General features: G+C 76.3%; 20 protein-coding genes. 13 read left to right on the top strand and 7 right to left on the bottom strand.

The features are described 5' to 3' along the window. Positions 1-49: 49 nt before the first annotated feature. Entirely contained in the window at positions 50-1,315 is a 1,266-nt protein-coding gene (locus BUE45_RS22715) for an alpha/beta hydrolase family protein (protein WP_073381463.1), read from the top strand. A 52-nt stretch (positions 1,316-1,367) separates the two neighbouring features. Here BUE45_RS22715 and BUE45_RS22710 read toward each other — a convergent pair whose 3' ends face one another. Together BUE45_RS22710 and BUE45_RS22705 are read right to left on the bottom strand one after the other, a co-directional pair. Beyond that, positions 1,368-2,183, bottom strand: a complete 816-nt coding sequence (locus tag BUE45_RS22710; RefSeq protein ID WP_073381462.1) for an ABC transporter permease — start codon at positions 2,181-2,183, stop codon at positions 1,368-1,370. Beyond that, the gene (locus tag BUE45_RS22705; RefSeq protein WP_073381461.1) at positions 2,180-3,097 is read right to left on the bottom strand and encodes an ATP-binding cassette domain-containing protein; all 918 of its coding nucleotides are present in this window, start codon (positions 3,095-3,097) and stop codon (positions 2,180-2,182) included. Before BUE45_RS22705 ends, BUE45_RS22710 begins: the two co-directional genes overlap by 4 nt. A 191-nt stretch (positions 3,098-3,288) precedes the next feature. Between BUE45_RS22705 and BUE45_RS22700 the strand changes: the two genes are divergently transcribed. Further along, positions 3,289-3,483 carry a DUF1918 domain-containing protein gene (locus BUE45_RS22700; RefSeq protein WP_073381459.1) on the top strand — a complete coding sequence of 65 codons (195 nt, stop codon included), beginning with the start codon at positions 3,289-3,291 and terminating at the stop codon, positions 3,481-3,483. Positions 3,484-3,612: 129 nt separating this feature from the next. Here the strand turns inward: BUE45_RS22700 and BUE45_RS22695 are convergent, their stop codons facing one another. The 3 genes from BUE45_RS22695 to BUE45_RS22685 all read right to left on the bottom strand — a co-directional run bounded on the left by BUE45_RS22695 (position 3,613) and on the right by BUE45_RS22685 (position 5,064). Then, on the bottom strand, positions 3,613-4,311 hold the full coding sequence (locus BUE45_RS22695; protein WP_073381457.1) for a hypothetical protein: 699 nt from the start codon (positions 4,309-4,311) through the stop codon (positions 3,613-3,615). Further along, positions 4,308-4,595, bottom strand: coding sequence for a hypothetical protein (locus tag BUE45_RS22690; RefSeq protein WP_143173448.1), 288 nt, complete (start codon positions 4,593-4,595; stop codon positions 4,308-4,310). Before BUE45_RS22690 ends, BUE45_RS22695 begins: the two co-directional genes overlap by 4 nt. A 265-nt stretch (positions 4,596-4,860) precedes the next feature. Continuing rightward, on the bottom strand, positions 4,861-5,064 hold the full coding sequence (locus BUE45_RS22685) for a hypothetical protein (RefSeq protein ID WP_073381454.1): 204 nt from the start codon (positions 5,062-5,064) through the stop codon (positions 4,861-4,863). Between the two features lie 631 nt (positions 5,065-5,695). On the opposite strand from BUE45_RS22685, the gene BUE45_RS22680 reads away from it, so the two are divergent. From BUE45_RS22680 to BUE45_RS22670, 3 genes are all read left to right on the top strand, one after another. Continuing rightward, positions 5,696-6,562, top strand: coding sequence for a DMT family transporter (locus BUE45_RS22680; protein WP_073381452.1), 867 nt, complete (start codon positions 5,696-5,698; stop codon positions 6,560-6,562). A 128-nt stretch (positions 6,563-6,690) separates the two neighbouring features. Then, positions 6,691-7,257: a dihydrofolate reductase family protein gene (locus tag BUE45_RS22675; protein ID WP_073381450.1), complete on the top strand. Its 567-nt coding sequence runs from the start codon at positions 6,691-6,693 to the stop codon at positions 7,255-7,257. A gap of 93 nt (positions 7,258-7,350) precedes the next feature. Continuing rightward, positions 7,351-7,953 carry a TetR/AcrR family transcriptional regulator gene (locus BUE45_RS22670; protein ID WP_073381449.1) on the top strand — a complete coding sequence of 201 codons (603 nt, stop codon included), beginning with the start codon at positions 7,351-7,353 and terminating at the stop codon, positions 7,951-7,953. A gap of 37 nt (positions 7,954-7,990) precedes the next feature. Here BUE45_RS22670 and BUE45_RS22665 read toward each other — a convergent pair whose 3' ends face one another. Further along, the gene (locus BUE45_RS22665) at positions 7,991-8,428 is read right to left on the bottom strand and encodes a CoA-binding protein (RefSeq protein ID WP_073381447.1); all 438 of its coding nucleotides are present in this window, start codon (positions 8,426-8,428) and stop codon (positions 7,991-7,993) included. Positions 8,429-8,695: 267 nt separating this feature from the next. Between BUE45_RS22665 and BUE45_RS22660 the strand changes: the two genes are divergently transcribed. The 8 genes from BUE45_RS22660 to BUE45_RS33910 all read left to right on the top strand — a co-directional run bounded on the left by BUE45_RS22660 (position 8,696) and on the right by BUE45_RS33910 (position 16,085). Continuing rightward, on the top strand, positions 8,696-8,902 hold the full coding sequence (locus BUE45_RS22660; protein WP_073381445.1) for a hypothetical protein: 207 nt from the start codon (positions 8,696-8,698) through the stop codon (positions 8,900-8,902). Between the two features lie 16 nt (positions 8,903-8,918). Then, on the top strand, positions 8,919-9,110 hold the full coding sequence (locus tag BUE45_RS22655; RefSeq protein ID WP_073381444.1) for a hypothetical protein: 192 nt from the start codon (positions 8,919-8,921) through the stop codon (positions 9,108-9,110). Positions 9,111-9,126: 16 nt separating this feature from the next. Next, positions 9,127-9,327, top strand: a complete 201-nt coding sequence (locus BUE45_RS22650) for a hypothetical protein (protein ID WP_073381443.1) — start codon at positions 9,127-9,129, stop codon at positions 9,325-9,327. Between the two features lie 87 nt (positions 9,328-9,414). Next, complete coding sequence (locus BUE45_RS22645) at positions 9,415-11,307, top strand: alpha/beta fold hydrolase (protein ID WP_073381442.1); 1,893 nt, start codon at positions 9,415-9,417, stop codon at positions 11,305-11,307. Further along, on the top strand, positions 11,304-11,894 hold the full coding sequence (locus BUE45_RS22640) for a hypothetical protein (protein ID WP_073381441.1): 591 nt from the start codon (positions 11,304-11,306) through the stop codon (positions 11,892-11,894). The genes BUE45_RS22645 and BUE45_RS22640 overlap by 4 nt, the downstream gene beginning before the upstream one ends. Then, on the top strand, positions 11,891-12,703 hold the full coding sequence (locus tag BUE45_RS22635) for a class I SAM-dependent methyltransferase (protein WP_073381439.1): 813 nt from the start codon (positions 11,891-11,893) through the stop codon (positions 12,701-12,703). The genes BUE45_RS22640 and BUE45_RS22635 overlap by 4 nt, the downstream gene beginning before the upstream one ends. After that, positions 12,700-14,502 (top strand): ABC transporter ATP-binding protein, encoded by a 1,803-nt coding sequence (locus BUE45_RS22630; protein ID WP_084737662.1) that lies wholly within the window; start codon positions 12,700-12,702, stop codon positions 14,500-14,502. Before BUE45_RS22635 ends, BUE45_RS22630 begins: the two co-directional genes overlap by 4 nt. Positions 14,503-14,615: 113 nt before the next feature. Then, the gene (locus tag BUE45_RS33910) at positions 14,616-16,085 is read left to right on the top strand and encodes a phytoene desaturase family protein (protein WP_073381438.1); all 1,470 of its coding nucleotides are present in this window, start codon (positions 14,616-14,618) and stop codon (positions 16,083-16,085) included. Positions 16,086-16,152: 67 nt separating this feature from the next. Here the strand turns inward: BUE45_RS33910 and BUE45_RS22620 are convergent, their stop codons facing one another. After that, positions 16,153-17,160, bottom strand: coding sequence for a phospholipase D-like domain-containing protein (locus BUE45_RS22620; protein WP_073381436.1), 1,008 nt, complete (start codon positions 17,158-17,160; stop codon positions 16,153-16,155). Between the last annotated feature and the right edge of the window lie 78 nt (positions 17,161-17,238).

Raw genomic sequence — 17,238 nt, 5'->3', positions numbered from 1 at the left:
CGCCGTCCGGACGATGTGCCCGGACCGGCCCGCGGCGGAGCATGCGGGCATGGCACGATCAACGACACCCCGCGCCGTCCGGACCCGCGCCCTGCTGTGCGCAGCGCTGGTCCTGGCGGCCTCCCTGTCCGCACCGACCGCCCTGTCCGCCGTGACCGGCCCCGAGCCGTTCGCCCTCGCGCCCCCGCCGCCCACCGGCCCGCACGCCACCGGCCGCACCACGCTGCACCTGGTCGACGCCGGCCGCGGGCACCCCTGGGTCCCGGCCGCCGAGGACCGCGACGTGGTGCTCGACGTCTGGTACCCGGCGGAGGGGGACGGCGAGACCGCGCCGTACGTCCCGGAATCACTCGCCCTGTCCCTCCAACGGGACCTGGAGCAGTACGGCATCGCACGCGACACCGTGGACACCGCGGGGACCCCGACCTCCTCCCGGCTCGACGCCGCCGCCGCGGACGAGGACCTTCCGGTGGTCCTCTTCTCCCCCGGGATGCGCATGTCCCGGGCCCAGTACACCGCCCTGTGCGAGGACCTGGCCTCCCGGGGGTACGCCGTGGTCGCCATGGACCACCCCTACGAGGCGCCCGTCGTGGACCTGCCCGACGGCCGCCTGCTGCGCACGGCGATGCCCGCCAACGACACCGGGAACCGGCGGCTGGCGGCGCGGGTGCGCCTGGACGACACCCGGTTCGTGCTGGACCGGCTGGACGGGTTCGCCGCCGGGGACACCGAGGACGACTCCGGCCGCCCGCTGCCGCCCGGACTGGCCCAGGCCCTGGACACGGAGCGCGTCGGCATGTTCGGCCAGTCCTTCGGCGGGGTGACCACGGCCGAGACGATGCTCGTGGACGACCGGGTCGACGCCGGGGCGAACCTGGACGGCAGCATGGCCTACCACGTGGGCGACGAGGTGTGGTCCGACGCCACCCTGGCGGGCGCGGACCGCCCCTTCGCGCTGATGGGGGCCGGGGTCAGCGGGAGCCGGGGGCTGCCGCACCACTCCGACCACTCCCCGGACTGGGCGATGTTCGTCGAGGCGTCCGCCGGGCCGGTCCTGGAGGTGTACATCCCCGACGGGGAGCACATGTCCTTCACCGACCAGCAGTGGATCGCCCCGCAGGTGGACGCGGCCCTGGCCCCCTCCTCGGCGGCCTGGCGCAACGCGGTGGAGGGCGGGGTGGGGAGCGTGGACCCGCAGGAGTCGGTCGGCGCCCAGCGGGCGCACCTGGCGGCGTTCTTCGACCACCACCTGCGCGGCGGGGCGTCACCGCTGCCGGACCCGGCGCCCGGGGTCACCGAGGTGACCCGGCACTGACACGCGTGCGGCCGCGGACCCCCGGGAGGGGTCCGCGGCCGGTGCGGGCGGGTCACACGTCGCGGACGCGCAGCTCCGCGCGGGCGACGATCTGGGCGGCGACCGCCCACCCCGCCACCACGACGACGTTGACGGGGCCGTCGTGGGGCGCCGTGTAGAAGCCCACGTCGCCGCCCGCGTAGAACTCGATCCCGGCGGTGCCCGGGGCCAGCGCCGCCAGGTCGTCCAGCACCGGGTTCCCGGACAGCTGGAGCACCATCGGCAGACCCAGGAGCAGCAGGAACCCGAGCACGAACGTGCCGGGGGCGCTGCGCAGCGCCGTCCCCGCGCCCGTGAACAGGACGGCGAAGAGCGCCATGCACAGCCCCGCGCCCAGCGCGGTACCGGCGAGGGCGGGCAGGTCCGGGGAGGCGTGCCCGCCCACGAACCCGGCCAGGACCGCCGCGCCGACCGCGGTGGCCAGGACGCCGAGCGCCCCGGCCACGCCCGCGACCACCAGCGTGCGGGCGGTCAGCACCAGCCCCCGGTCCGGCCGGGCCAGCAGGGTCCCCGTGACGCCCCGGTCCCCGAACTCGCCGGTGGCGGCGAGCCCGGCCAGGGTCAGCACCGTGAACTGCACCAGGTAGAAGTGCCCCTGGGAGAGCAGCCGGGCGTAGGCCAGGGAGTCCGCCTCGTCGGGGTTCTCGGCGATCCGCGCCAGCTCGGCGCCTCCCATGAGCGCGGCGAACACGGCCATGCCGCACAGCGCCGCCGCCACCACCCACCAGGTGGAGCGCAGCGAGGTCAGGCGGATCCACTCCGCCGCGGTCTCCCGGCCCAGCTCCACCGGGAAGCGGGGCGGGGTCCCGGTCGTACGGTCGCCGGTCATCGCGCACCCTCCGCGGACGCGAACTCGACGGCCCCGCCGGTGAGTTCCAGGTACGCCTGTTCCAGGGACGCCTCCCTGGTCAGGAGCCCGTGGACGCGGACCCCGGCACCGTGCGCCAGGTCCCCGACCTCGGCGGCCGACGGGCCGAACACCCGCAGCAGGCCGGCGCCGGCCTCCACCCGCACCCGCGGTCCCAGGGCCGCCAGGCACTCCCCCAGCGACCCGGTGTCGGGGGTGCGCACCTCCACGTGGGTGCGCGACCAGGCGCCGATGACCTCGGACAGCGGGGCGTCGGTGATCAGCCGACCCCGGCCTACGACCACCAGGTGGTCGGCGACCGCCTCCATCTCGCTCATCAGGTGGCTGGAGACGAAGACGGTGCGCCCCTCCCCGGCCATCCGCCGCATGAGCCCGCGCATCCACCGCACCCCGTCCAGGTCCAGCCCGTTGACGGGCTCGTCGAACAGCAGCACCCCGGGGTCGCCCAGCAGCGCATCGGCCACGCCGAGCCGCTGCCGCATGCCCAGCGAGTACCCGCCCACCCGGCGGCCCGCGGCCCCGGCCAGCCCGGCCTGCTCCAGCACCTCCTCCACGCGGTCGCGGGGGACGCCCACGCTCGCGGCCTTGGCCCGCAGGTGGGCCCGGGCCGAGCGCCCGGGGTGGGCGGGCCCCGAGGGCAGCACCGCCCCCACCCGCAGCGCGGGCCGGGGCAGGTCGCGGTAGGCGCGGCCGTCCACCAGCGCCTCCCCGGAGGTGGCCGCGGCCAGCCCCAGCAGCACCCGCATCGTGGTCGTCTTGCCCGCCCCGTTGGGCCCGAGGAAACCGGTGACCCGGCCGGGCTCCACCGTGAAGGTGAGCCCGTCCACCACCGTCCTGTCCCCGTAGCGCTTGGTCAGCTCCCGTACCGCCAGCACGCGGCACCTCCTCGTCTCGTCCGTCCCGCCCAGCGTGCGGCCGGACGCCCCCGCGCCGCATCGGAGCTTCGTCAGCCCCCCGCTACCCCTTTGTGCGTAGGGGTTCCGGGCGGGGCCACGGTTCGGGGGGCGGGGGCGCCGGGTAGACCCCGGAACGGGCCGGGCGGGGGCCCGGCCGGAACGGGGGGATCATGCACGCGAGCGTCGGGGACCGCATCCACACGCACGGGGTCACCGGTGAAGGGGGCGGGCACGTCGGCGAGATCGTCGAGGTGCGCGGGGCCGGGGACGGCCCGCCCTACCTGGTGCGCTTCCCCGACGGATCGGAGCGGCTCGTGTACCCGGGGCCGGACACGGTGGTGGAGCCCGCGCACCGGGACGGCTGACGGGCGGAGGCGAAGGGCGGCGGACCACGCGGTCCGCCGCCCTCCGCGTGTCCGGGGGGGCGATGCGCAAGGGCCCGGCCGCGTCCCGCGCGGACACCGCCCGCCCCGCCCGCACCCGGGCGGAGCCCGTCAGCGGGCGACGGCGGCGCGCAGCAGGACGAGCTGGTCGTGGGTGTCCAGGACGGACTCGGCCAGACCGGTGTCCGCGTCCTCCAACTCCTTGAACAGGGTCTCCAGCAGGGGGATCAGGTCCAGCAGCCACATCACCACCTGGGGGTGGCGCACGGTGGGCGAGGTGGCCACCACCGTGCCCGCCGTGTCCGCGAACTGGCGCAGCGCGCGGGGGTGGGAGCCCCAGTTCCGCAGCCGCTCGGTCCAGGTGTCCAGGAACGGCGCCAGGTCGTCGAAGGCGGTGGCCAGCGTGTCCAGGAGCAGCACGGCGGGCCGTTCCTCGGGTTCGCGGTCCAGGGTGCGCAGCCACAGGGCGGCGAAGCAGGCCCGGACGGCGGCGCGCTCGTCGGCGGGCCACTCCCCCCAGCGGGCCAGGTCCAGCTTGGCGGCCACCGTGTCGATGTCGATGAACCCGTCGCCGGGCAGCGCGAGGTCGAGGATGCGCGGCAGGAAGTGCCGCAGGTCGTCCACTCCGCCCCAGGTGGTGAGGGCCTTGGCGACGAACCGGCGCAGGTCGCCCTCGCCCAGCTCGCGCAGGGGCGAGCCGCGGAGCATGCGCTGGTCCTCGTCCGTGACGCAGTGCGGACAGCCGTTGATCCGCGCCGACAGGCGGTGGCGCGCGAACACCGCGTACAGCCGCTCGACCGCCTCCTTCACGGCTCCCCCTCCCCGGCGAACGGCTCGACGCCGACCGGGCGGCCGGGGGCGGGGCCGGGGGCGTCGCGCGGGTCCGGGACGCCGGTGAGCGGGTCGGCCCCGGACGGGAGGCGGCGGAGGACACCCGCCCGGGCGGGCCCGACGCGGTCGGGGGCCTCGGCGGGGAACGCCCTGTCGGAACCACGCGCCGCGAAGACCTCCATCGCGGTACGCGGGATCTCCTCCCGCCGCCGATCGCGATCGCCACGCGCCGTCCGGCGCCGCCCCGGACTCGTTCTGCTCACCCGCAGGAGTCTACGGTCCCGCGGCGCCGGAAAGATCCACAACCCCTGGGGCTGCGGCTTTTCGCCCACCTGCCGAGCGCCCGGTGAAGGCGTCCGCACGGGGTGTGGCCGGACGCCCGCCACGTGCGCCCTCCCACCGCCGCGGCGCCCTCGGCCCGGGCGTCGCAGGCACCCCCGCCCGGACGCACCCGCTCACGCGCGGAGGGGACGGAATGCGACACACCGCCCCCCGCCCCGGGAGTGAACGGGGGCTGGGGCGCCCCGTTCACTCCCGGGGCGGGCGCCCGGCGAACCGCTGGACCGCGAGCAGCACCAGCAGGCCCAGGGCGGCGGCGGTGCCGAAGGAGGCGAGCGTCGCGGCGAGGCCGGGGCCGCCGAACAGGTCGGCGTACGGTTGCCTGGTGAGGGCCCGGGTCAGCGCGAAGACGGCGACGAAGAGCACCCAGGAGACGATCGAGGCGGTGTTCATCGGCGGGTTCCGGCGGGTGCGGTCGAAGGCATGCCGGGCATCCTAACCGACCCCGGCGGGGGCACCGCGGTCCCGGGACCGCGGTGCCCCCGCGCGCGGACACGGCCCGGCCGCCGGGGCGGGGACCGGCCGCGCCCGGCGCGGAACCCGGTGCGCGGGTGCGCGGGCACGGGCCCGGCGGAACCGGTGTCCCGGACGGGGAACCCGGCAGGGCCCGCCGACCGTTGGAGGCATGTGGAACCCGGACCGTACGGCGCCGGGCTCCGCGGGGGGCGCCCGTGAACCCGGCGCCCGTCCGACCGCGGCCCCCGGGCCGTTCAGGTGTCCGGCCCGGGGGTCCCGCGGCCCGCACGCGGGCGGACCGCCGGCACCGGCCCCCCGGCACCGAACACCGCACCGACAGAGCCTCCCCCGGCCGGTACGGCGGCTCCCCCGGGTCCGCCGGGACCGCCCGCACCCGGATCACCGAGGAGCCCCTTGCCCCCCGCCCGCCACCCGCACCTCCGCGGGTCCGGCCACCGCCCCGGCAGGACACCGCGGCACCGCGGACACGCACGGTCGCGCCCCGGTCACGCGGGATCATCCCCGGGCATGACGACACCGCCCCCGAGCCCGGGCGAGGATCGCTGACATGGACCCCTTCGTCTGGCTCGGCGCCCTGATGGGCACCCTGTCCTGTGTCGCCTACGCGGGGGCCGCGGTGTCCCAGTGGCGGCTGGCGGTCCTGGTCCCCGAGCCCCTGGTGGAGCGCGGGTCCCTCGCCGCCCTGCTGGCGCGCCCCCTGTGGTGGACCTCGATCGTGCTCAACGGGGGCAGGGCCGGCTTCCAGGTGGCGGCCCTGGCCTTCGCCCCGCTCACCGTGGTCCAGCCGCTGGGCGTCCTCGCCCTGGTCTTCGCGATCCCCTGGGCGACCCGGCTCGGCGGGCAGCGCCTGAGCCGCCGCCAGACCCGGGGGGCCGTGCTGGTCGTGGCCTCGGTGGCGGTCCTGCTGGGCCTGTCCGTGACGGACGGGCGCAGCGACCCCCTCACCACCGCCGACGGGTACGCCGTCACCCTGGGCACCCTGGTCCTGCTCGCCGCCGGCGCCTGGGCGGCGGGCCGCTGCCCGCCCACCTGGCGCAGCCACCTGCTCGCCGCCGTGGCGGGCGTCGCCTTCGGCGTCTCCTCCGCGCTGGCCAAGACCGCCGTGACCCTCGTCGGCACCGACGGCGCCGCCGCGCTCGCCCACCCGGCGACGGCGGGCACCGGCGTCATCGCCGTGCTGGGGGTGCTGCTCGCCCAGGCCGCCTACCAGGGCATGGAACTCGGCTCACCGCTGGGCGTGACGACGGTGGCCAACCCGGTCGCGGCCTCCGTCGTCGCCATCGCCTTCATGGGCGAGTCCTTCCTGGGCGGGCCGATCGGCCTCGTCCCGGCGGCCCTGGCCGCGGCGGGCTGCGCCTACGGCATCTCCCTGCTCACCGCGCGCCTCCCGGCGCCCGCGCCGCACCCCGCCTGAGCGGGCCGGGCGGGGGCCGGCCCGCCCGGCGGGGGAAATCCCGGAAAAGGTCCCGGCGCGGTGTCGATCGCGCCGGGCCCCGTTCGACGAGAAGGTGTCAGTGCGAGCGGAAACGGGGAACACACATCATGCGCACTCTGATCGTCACCGCCTTCATCTCCCTCGACGGCGTCATGGAGGCCCCGGGCGGCGAGCCCGGGTACCGCAACACCGGCTGGACCTTCACGGCCGTCGAGTTCGACCCGGCCGCCTACGAGATCAAGGCCCGCGAGCAGGACGAGGCGACCGCGCTGCTGCTCGGCCGCCGCAGCTACGAGGCGTTCGCGCCGGTGTGGCCCTCGATGACCGAGGAGTTCGCGGGCTACAACGCGATGCCGCGCTACGTGGTCTCCACCACCCTGGCCGAGCAGGACGGGCGCTGGCCCGCCACGCTGCTGCGCTCGCTGGACGACGTGGCCGCCCTCAAGGAGACCGACGGCGGGCCGATCATCGTCAACGGCAGCGCCACCCTGGCCCGGGGCCTGGCCGACGCGGGCCTGGTGGACCGCTACCACCTGCTCGTCTTCCCGCTGCTCCTGGGCGCGGGCGCGAGGCTGTTCAGCGACACCGACAAGGACCTCACCGCCCTGCGGCTCGTGGAGCACGAGGCGTACTCCAACGGTGTCCAGAAGCAGGTCTTCGACGTCGTCCGGTGACCCCGGCGCCCCTCCCCCGCGGGGCCGGGACACCGCCCGCGCCCCGGCCCCGCGGCCCGGCGGCGGTTCCGTACCGGGGCGTAGGATCGGGGCATGAGCGGTTCCCGGAGTACTGTCGTGGGTCGGCCCAGGGAATTCGACATCGACGAGGCCCTGGAACGCGCGATGCGGGTGTTCTGGGAACAGGGCTACGAGGGGTCGAGCCTGACCGACCTCACCGGTGCCATGGGGATCACCAAGACCAGCATGTACGCGGCCTTCGGCAACAAGGAACAGCTCTTCCGCAAGGCGCTGGAGCGCTACACCGAGGGTCCCGCCTCCTACACGGCGCGCGCCCTGCGGGAGCCGACCGCGCGCGGGGCCGCCGAGGCGTTCCTGCGCGGCGCGGTGCGCGCCACCACCCTCGCCGGACCGCCGGGCTGCCTGGTCGTGCAGGGCGCGCTGGCGTCGGGCGCGGGGAACCGGACCCCGCACGACCTGCTCGCCGACTGGCGCAGGACGTCGGGGCTGCACCTGGAGGAGCGCTTCCGCCGGGCCGCCGATGAGGGCGACCTCCCGCCCGGCACCGACCCGCGGCGGCTGGCCCGGTACGTCGTGACGCTGGGGTTCGGCATCGCCGTCCAGGCCGCCGACGGGGTGGGCCACGACGAACTCCAGGCGCTCGTCGACACGTCGCTGCGGCACTGGCCGCTGTAGCGGCCGCCCCGGGGCCGGGGCGGCCGGGCCCGGCCGCTCAGGCGCCGCGCCGCCCCCACTGGATGGCGGGGCAGGTGTCCATCACCATCGGCACCCCGGCCCGCTCGGTGCGCCGGAACGCCTCCTCGTCCACCACCCCGAGCTGGAACCACACCCCGCGGGCGCCGATCGCGACGGCCTGGTCCGCGAACTCCCCGGCCGCCTCGGAGCGGCGGAAGACGTCCACGACGTCGATGGGGCCGACGGCGGCGGACGCCTCGGCGAGCGTCGCGTAGGCCTTCTCGCCCAGGACCTCCTCGCCCGCGGCGGCGGCGCCGGGGTGGATCGGGACGATCCTCTTGCCCTTCTCCTGGAGCAGCCGGGCGATGCCGTACGCGGTACGGCCGGTGTCGTTCGACAGGCCGACGACCGCCCAGGTCGCGGTGTCGTCGAGGAGGTGGTCGATGGTCTTGCGGTCCAGCCACGGCTCGGTCATGTGGGTGGACAACGCCCCCGGCGCACCACCGATTCCCGCCGCCCGCCGGACCTGCGGAGCACCGGGGCCCGCGCGGGACCGCGCTCCCCCCTTGCATCATGCTGCACCGCGCGCGGCAGCCTCGTGCCGACGATCCGCCTTCACTTCGGCACCGTGCGTTGCGATCGTGGGAACGGCCCCCGCGGATCCCCTCCGTGAGGGCCTCCCCCGTCCGGGCCCGTCCCGGAACCACATCGGACCGCGGCAGCGCGGTCGTGAGGAGCGAGCATGCGGACACAGGTCCGACCGCACTGGGACATCGTCCCCGGTGCCCTGGAAGAGGACGCCGAAGGGCAGGTGTTCGAGTCCGGCCTCCCCGTCACGGCGACCCCCGTCGTGGTGGGGGCGGCCGGGGCGATCGTCGTCGCCTACGCCGCCGGCGCCCTCGCCAACGCCCTGGGCGGCGGCACCCACCCCACCCTCCCCCACGCCTAGAAACACAGGAGACGCAGTGAACCCCCTGACTCCCCCCGCCTCCCTCGTCGGCTCCGGCGCCCTGACCGAGACCGACGGCGGCAGCGTCCGCCTCGGCTCGGCCCCCGTCACGGCGACCCCGCTCGCCGTCACCGCGGGCCTGGCGGCCGGCGTGGCCCTGGGCTACGCCCTCGCCAACAGCACCCACCCCACCCTCCCCCACGCCTAGAAACGCAGGAGGCGCAGTGAACGACGTTTCCTTCCTGTCGCGCCCGGGTTCGATGGCCGACATCGACATCCGCGACCCGCACGGCCGGTCCGTGTCCGGGCAGGCCCCCGTCACGGCGACCCCCGGCGTGGCCGCGGGAGTCGCCATCGGCTACGCCCTGATCTACGCGTTCAACGCCGGGCTCAACAGCACCCACCCGACCCTGCCCCACGCCTAGCGGTCGGGGCCGCGGTCCGGGGCGTCCGGACGCCCCGGACCGCGGCCGCCCCTCCCCCTCCCTCCTCCCCCCACAGGAAGGTCCCCCATGCCCGCCTCCGGCAGAACCCGGCGAGTCCGCAGGCTCGCGGGCCGCGCCCTGTCCGCGCTCCTGGGCCCCGTCCCCCTCACCCGCGACCAGGCCCTGGGGGCCTCGGAGCGGATCTCCGCCCTCACCTCCCTGGCCTCCAGCGCGGAGTACCTGGTCGACCAGCACCGCCACGGCCCCTCCCGGCTGAACGAATGGGCCATCTCCCGCGACGGGTACGCCGGCTACGGCCCCGCCCTGCGGGCCGTGCTGGACCTCGCCTCCGACAAGCGCACCACCACCGCCCTGCACGCGGCCCGCGTGGCGGTCGGCACGGCGCTGCTGCTGCCCGGCCGCGGACGCTGGCGCGGGGCGGGCACCCTCTTCCTCGGGGTGAGCGGAACCCTGCTCTACCCCTCGCTGCGCTACGGCACCGACGGGTCGGACCAGGCGGCGATCGTGGTGCAGACCGCGACCGGCCTGGCCCGGATCTCATCCTCGCCCGCGGTCAAGGACGCGCTGATGTGGTACGTGGCCGCGCAGTGCACGCTCTCGTACCTGTTCTCCGGCTGGGTCAAGCTCCTCGGGCGCGACTGGCGGACCGGCGACGCCCTGTCCGGGGTGATGCGCACCCGCACCTACGGCCACGAGGGCGTCTGGAAGCTCACCCGCCGGTTCCCGCGGGCCTCGCGCCTGCTGGCGCACGGCGTGCTGGCCCTGGAGTGCGGCTTCCCGGTGCTCTACGCCAAGGGGGGCGCGCTGGTCCGCCCGGTGCTCGGCTCCGTCTTCCTCTTCCACGTGGCCAACGGGGTCGTCATGGGCCTGGGCCGGTTCCTGCCCGCCTTCACCGCCATGTACCCGATGGTCATGTACACCAGCGCCCCGCGCGGCCTGCCCGCCACGGCCGACCGCGACGACCGCCTCCCCGCGGTGGCGGGCCTGCTGGCGCTGGGGACCGCCGCCGCCTCCGCCGCGGTGGCCGCCCACCGGCGGGCCACCGTGCTGGAGCACCCGGAGCCGGGCGGCCGGGTCACCACCAGGCACGGCAACACCCTCGCCTACCACGGGACGGCCTCGGCCGACCGGACCGACCCGGTCGTGGTCTTCGTGCACGGCCTCGGCGCGATCCCCCTGCACTTCAGCTGGTACACCCGGGCCCTCAACGGGCGCGGCCTCCAGTGGCTCGTCCCCAGCCGGGCCGGCTACGGCCCCAGCCGGCGGGGGGCGACCGGCCCGTACAGCCTCGACGAGTCCGTCGACGACCTGGTGGACCTCGTCGCCGGGGCGGTGCCCGAGGGGCGCCGGGTGGTCCTGGCCGGGCACTCGCTGGGCGGCGAGATCTCGCGCCGGGCCGCCGCCGCCCTCGGCGACCGCGTGCACGGCGTCGTCTACCTCGACAGCTCGCACCCCGACCAGCTGCACCGGTCGGACCAGCAGGCGGAGAGCGCCGCCCGGGTCGGCGGGGCGCTGCGCACGGTGGCGGTCAGCCTGCGGCTGGGGATGGGCACGCTCATGAGCACCCCCTCCTGGGTGCGCAGCCTGCCCGACCAGGTCCGGGCCCGCGCCCTGACCGAGACGGTCGACGCCCGCGTGTGGAGGGCCGCGGTCCGGGAGTGGGACGCGGTGGAGCGGGACTTCGGCGACTTCGCCGGCCCGCTGGAGCCCCTGGACGCGCACGCGCTGGTGCTGTCCGCCCAGCACACCGTGGACCGCGACCCCGACCACCTGGAGCTGCACCGCGAACTCGCCGCCGCGCACTCCGCCGACCGGACCGTCCGCTGCGCCGTCATCCCCGGCAGCGACCACGACGACCTGCTGACCGACCCCTACCACGCCGCCCGGGCGGTGGGACTCCTGCTGGACTTCCTGGACGAGAGCACCGCGCCCGCCGCGGTCGGGACGGAGGAGCGATGACCCCGCGCACCACGGCGCGCCGCCCCCTGCCGGGAGGCGCGGACGGCGTCGTCCTCCTGGCGGCGGCCGCCCTGCTGGTGGGCACCATGTGCTCCCAGCACCCGCACCCGTCGTTCAACCGCGTGCGGCGGATGGACCCGCTGTCCACGCTCTTCCCCAACTGGTGCTTCTTCGCCCCCACCCCGGCCCAGCACGACTTCCAGTTCTACTACCGGACGCTCTCCGAGGCCGAGGAGACGTCGGAGTGGATCCCGCTGGAGGTCATCGCCGGGCGCCGCCTGCGGCAGATCGCCTGGTACCCCGAGCGGCGCGCGGAGAAGGCGATCTTCGACCTCGGGACCGAGGTGCTGCGCCACCTCGACAAGGGGTTCGGCCCGGCCGGGACCCTGCCCTCCTACCGCCTCCTGTGCTCCCACCTGGGCGACGTGATCGCCGCCTCCGGGGGCGCACCCGCCAAGGGCTTCCAGTTCTCCCTGACCCGCAACGCCGGATACGACACCTCCGAGGAGCCCGAGGTCCTCTTCGTCTCCCCCTACACGCCCCTGTCCCGCACCCCGGCGCCCGGGGTGGAAGGAGTGCCCGCATGACCACCGACACCGAGCAGGCGGCCGGCGCCGCGGGGCGCTCCCCCGTGGCGGACTCCGGCTACGGACGGGCCTTCGCCCACTTCTACGACCGCCTCTTCCCCCAGGACGGCTCCGACCGGGTCACCGCCGCGGCGCTCGCGGACCTGCACCCCGGCGGCGCCACGCTGGAGCTGGGCGTGGGCACCGGCCGGATCGCGGTCCCGCTGTCCGCCCTCGTCGGCGAGGTGACCGGCGTGGACTCCTCCCCCGAGATGCTCGACCGGCTCCGGGAGGCATCCGCCGCCTCCGCGGCCCCGGTCCGGCCGGCCCACGCCGACATCCGCGTCTTCGACGACGGCACCGAGTACGGGCTCGTCTACTGCGTCTGCGGCACCCTCTCCCAGCTCCTGACCCCCGAGGACCAGCGCGCGGCCGTGCGGCGCGCGGCGGGCAGGCTCGCCCCCGGCGGCACGCTGGTCGTGGAGACGCACAACCCGGGGCTCGTCGCCTCCCTGCACGAGGGGCTCCAGCGGACCTCGTTCTTCGTCCCCTACCCCGAGCCCGGCACCGGCCTACAGACCTACTCCACGCTCATGCCGGAGCGGGGCATCTGGCACACCACTCACCTGTGGCACGAGAACGGGAGCGTGTCCCTGGGCACGGAGATCACCCGGCTCACCACCCCGGAGGAGGTCGACCGCTACGCGGAGGAGGCCGGGCTGGTCCCGGTCTCGCGGTGGGGCGACTGGTCGGGCGGCGCCTTCGACGAGACGCACAGCCCGGTCCACATCTCCCGCTACACGGCCGCCGACGGCGGGGGCGCCCGGTGACGGCGCCGCGCGGTGGGGGGATCACCGCCGGGCTGGCCCGGGGGCAGCGGCGCCTGCTCGGGGCGGGGATCGCCGTGGGCGCCGCGGGCGTGGTCACCACGCTGGCCCAGCCCGCGCTCCTGGCCGGGCTGATCCAGGCGGCCGGGCTGGGCCGTCCGCTCACGGGCCTCATCGTCCTGCTGGTGTCCCTGTTCCTGGCGGACGCCGCGCTCTCCTCCCTCCAGGGCGTGCTCATCGGCCGGGCGGGGGAGAACATCGTCCGCGACGCGCGGGTCCTGCTGTCCGGCAGGGTGCTGCGCGCCGACCTGGCCCACCTGGACGGGCAGCGGATGGGCGACGTGCACACCCGCCTGGTCGGGGACACCTCCCTGATGAAGGTGTCCCTGACCCAGAGCCTCGCGCAGATCATCCTCAACGGGCTGGTCGTGCTCGGGTGCGTGGCCATGATGGCCTGGACCGACCCGGGCCTGATGCTCTTCACCGTGGCCTGCCTGGGCGTCGCGGCGTTCAGCGCCGTCGGGCTGGCGCGGTCGCTGCGCCGCGCGGCCCTGGCCAACCGGGAGGACACCGGGGCGTTCGGCGCCGACCTCCAGCGCGTGCTCACCGCCCTGCCCACGGTCAAGGGGGCGGGCGCCGAGGACGCCGAGCAGGAGCGGCTGGCCGGCCTGGCGGACCGGGTCCGCACCTCGGGCAACCGGGTGAACCTGCTCAACGCGCTGTTCACCCCGGTCCTGAACGTCGGGCTCCAGGCGTCGCTGGCGGCCGTGCTCGGCATCGGCATGGTGCGCGTCACCACGGGGGCGGTGGACCCGGCCGCCTTCACCGCGTTCACCATGTACCTCTTCTACCTCGTGTCCCCGCTGGTCGTGGTGTTCATGTCGATCGGCACCTACCTCCAGGGCCGGGCCGCCCTGGACCGGGTGGACGAGCTGAGCTGGCTCCCGCAGGAGGACGCGGGCGGCGGGCCGGCCGCGGCGGCGGCCCCGCGGGAACCGGCCGACGGCGAGCGCCCGGCCGTGGAGCTGCGCGACATCGTCTTCGCCTACGGGGACCGCCCCGTGCTCGACGGCGTCTCCTTCACCGTCCCGGCCCGCGGCCTCACCGCCCTGGTGGGCCCCTCGGGCGCGGGCAAGACGACGGTGTTCCAGCTCATCGAGCGGTTCTACCGGCCGAGCGGGGGGAGCGTGCTGCTGCACGGCCGCGACATCGCCGGCATGGCCCCGCCCGACATCCGCGGCCGGGTCGGCTACGTACAGCAGGACAGCGTGGCGATGGCGGGGACGCTGCGGGAGAACATCGCGTACGGGGCGCCGGACGCCACCGACGACGACATCCGCGAGGCCGTCGAGCTGGCCGGGCTGTCCGAGGTGGTCGCGTCCCTGCCCGACGGGCTGGACACGCTCATCGGCGACCAGGGCAACGGACTGTCCGGCGGCCAGCGCCAGCGGCTGACCGTGGCCCGCGCGCTGGTGCGCCGGCCCGAGATCGTCCTGCTCGACGAGGCCACCGCCCACCTGGACGCGGAGGCCGAGGGGGCGCTGCGCGACAGCCTGCGGCGCATCGCGGGCCGCTGCGCCGTGGTCGCCATCGCCCACCGCATCTCGACCGTTGCCGAGGCCGACCGCATCGTCGTCCTGGAGGAGGGCAGGGTCAGGGCCGTCGGCCGCCACGAGGACCTGCTCCGCGAGGACGGCCTGTACCGCCGCCTGGCCACCGCGGCCTTGGTGCACGATCCCTCCCGGGAGGCACCGGGTACACCAGAACCCACCGGTTTCCACAGTTCAGGAGTCTCGGTATGAACCCGCACCCCGCAGGCACCGCACCCCGGGCAGCGACCGCCTCCGCACCCGCGCCCGCGCCCCTGCCGCGGGGCAACGGGTGGCAGTGACATGACCGTTCGGAGGGACCGCACGTGAGCGAGTTCGACGCCGCCGTGGTCGGCAGCGGGCCCAACGGCCTGGCCGCGGCGGTCACCCTGGCCCGCGCCGGGCTGCGCGTCGTGGTGTACGAGGCCGCCGGGCGGCTCGGCGGCGGGCTGCGCGGGGAGGACCTGTTCGGCACCGGCGTGGTCCACGACATCTGCTCCGCGGTGCACCCCATGGCGGTCGCCTCGCCGTTCTTCCGCGCCTTCGGCCTCGCCGAGCGGGGCGTGCGCATGCTGCGGCCCGAGGTGAGCTACGCCCACCCCCTGGGCGGGGACCGGGCCGCCCTGGCGTGGCACGACCTCGACGCCACCTGCGCCGGGCTGGGCCCGGACGGGCCGCGCTGGCGCGCGCTGATGGAGCCGCTGCTGTCCCGCGGGCAGGACATGGTGGAGCTGCTGCTCTCCGACATGCGCCTGCCAGGGGGGCTGCGGGCGGCCCCGGCCACCGCGGTGCGCACGCTCCTGATGGGGAGCCGGGCGGGCTACTCGCTCTTCCGGGGGGAGGAGGCGCCGGCGCTGCTGGCCGGTGCCGCCGCCCACGTGGTGGGACCGCTGCCCTCGCTGCCGGGGGCGGCCGTCGGCCTGCTGCTGGCCCAGCTCGCCCACGGACCCGGGTGGCCGCTGCCCCGGGGAGGCGGGCCGAGCATCGTCGCGGCGCTGGCCGACGACATCCGGGCGCACGGCGGGACCCTGGTCACCGGGGAGGAGGTCACCGACCTGCGCCTGCTCGGCGGAGTGCCGCTGGTCCTGCTGGACACGGCGCCGACCGCCCTGCCGCGGCTGGCGCCGGGGAGGCTGCCGGCGGGCTACCTCCGTGCGCTGCGCCGCTACCGGTACGGGCCCGCGGCGGGCAAGGCCGACTTCCTGGTGTCGGAGCCGATCCCCTGGGCGGCGCCCGGCGTCGGGCGGGCGGGGACCGTGCACCTGGGGGGCACCGCCGCGCGGATCTTCCGCCAGGAGACGGCGAACGCGCGCGGGGAGCGGGGGGAGGAGCCGTTCGTCCTCGTGGTCGACCCGGCGGTCGCGGACCCCGCGCGCGCGGTCGGGGGCCTGCGGCCGGTCTGGGCGTACGCCCACCTGCCCGCGGGCTCGGCCCAGGACCCGCTGCCGGTGGTCAGGGCGGCGATCGAGCGGTACGCGCCCGGGTTCGGCGACACCGTCGTGGCAGAGCGCGGCATGTCGGGGGCCGACTACGCCCGCTACAACCCCAACTACGTGGGCGGTGACATCGGCACCGGCATGATCTCGCTGCGGCAGAGCCTGCTGCGGCCGGTCCCCCGGTGGAACCCGTACCGGACGCCGCTGCCGGGCGTCTACCTGTGCTCGGCCGCCACGCCGCCGGGGCCGGGTGTGCACGGCATGAGCGGGTTCCTGGCCGCCCGCTCGGCGCTGCGCCGGGAGTTCGGCCTGGCGGCGCCCCCGCTGGCGCCGACGGGGGCGCGGGGGGCAGCGCTCTGAGCGCGGAACCGCCTTCCGCGGCACCGGCGCTCCGCGCTCCGGGGTCCGGGGAGCGGGGCGCGGGGCGTCAGACCCAGCCGCGCTCCCGGGCCGCCAGCGCGGCCCGGGCCCGGTTGTTGGCCTGGAGCAGGCTGAGGAGGTCGGAGATGTGCCGCCGGTAGGTGCGCAGCGACATGCCCGCGCGCCGCGCCCCGGTCTCGTCCTTGCTGACCGTGCACATCAGCTCCAGGACCAGCAGCTGCGCCTCGGTCGGCGGGGCGGCCCCGGGCTCCTCGCCCAGGACCTCGCCCAGGTCCCGGGCGTCGTCCCACAGCCGGTCGAAGTAGCGGACGAGGCTCTCCACCAGGCTCGGCTCCTCGATCCGGAAGGCGCCCCGCCCGGAGTCCCGGGGGTCCATGGGAACCAGGGCCGTCCGCCGGTCGTAGACCAGCATCAGCTCCGAGAGCCGTTCGGCCACCCGCACCTGCGCGCCGGCCGCGCGCAGCCCCCGCAGGTGCTCCAGGGTCGCCGCGTCCCCGACCGCGCTGGCGCGGACGAGGTTGCGCAGGGCCACCCCCCGGCGCAGGCACCGCAGGTCGAGCGGGCGGGCGTGCCGGATGTTCTCCGGGGACAGCACGTCGTAGGGCTCGCTGGCCAGGACCTCGGCGCGGGCCGTGAACGCGAGCTGGTCGATGTGCGTCCGCACCAGGGGCAGGGTCTCCAGCCTGGCCAGGGAGCCGCCCGGACCGGAGACCGGGGTGCGCTGCGGCGGCGGGTACGGGCTGTCCTGCTGGAGGGACCTCATGATCGGCCCGATGTCCGCGATCTCGCGGATGGTCGAGTGCACGTGTTCCAGCCGGTCCTCCGACAGCCGCGCGACCGCGGCGGCGGGGTCGGCGGCCCACACCCCGGTCCCGTCGCCGTGCAGCAGGCCCAGGTCCCGCAACCGGGCCACCGCGGCGTCCACCTCCCGCCCGCCCCGCAGGACGGCGAGGTCCGCTGTCGCCTCGGGTGATCCGGGGTTGCGCAGGAAGTGGCGGTAGACGTCCTCTTCGACACCGTTCAGGCCGAGCACGGACATGGTGCGAGTCTCCATGGCGCTCTCTCCGAGTCCGGTCCCGGTCACGCGCCGGAACCACGGGGAAAAGCTAACCGAGACTCGCCCTCCCGCAGT

Origin of the sequence: Nocardiopsis flavescens (genome assembly GCF_900141985.1) — a bacterium.
GTDB classification, from domain to species: domain Bacteria; phylum Actinomycetota; class Actinomycetes; order Streptosporangiales; family Streptosporangiaceae; genus Nocardiopsis; species Nocardiopsis flavescens.
Note: the sequence above shows the minus strand (reverse complement) of the source record. Positions and strands in the feature narration are given on the sequence as shown.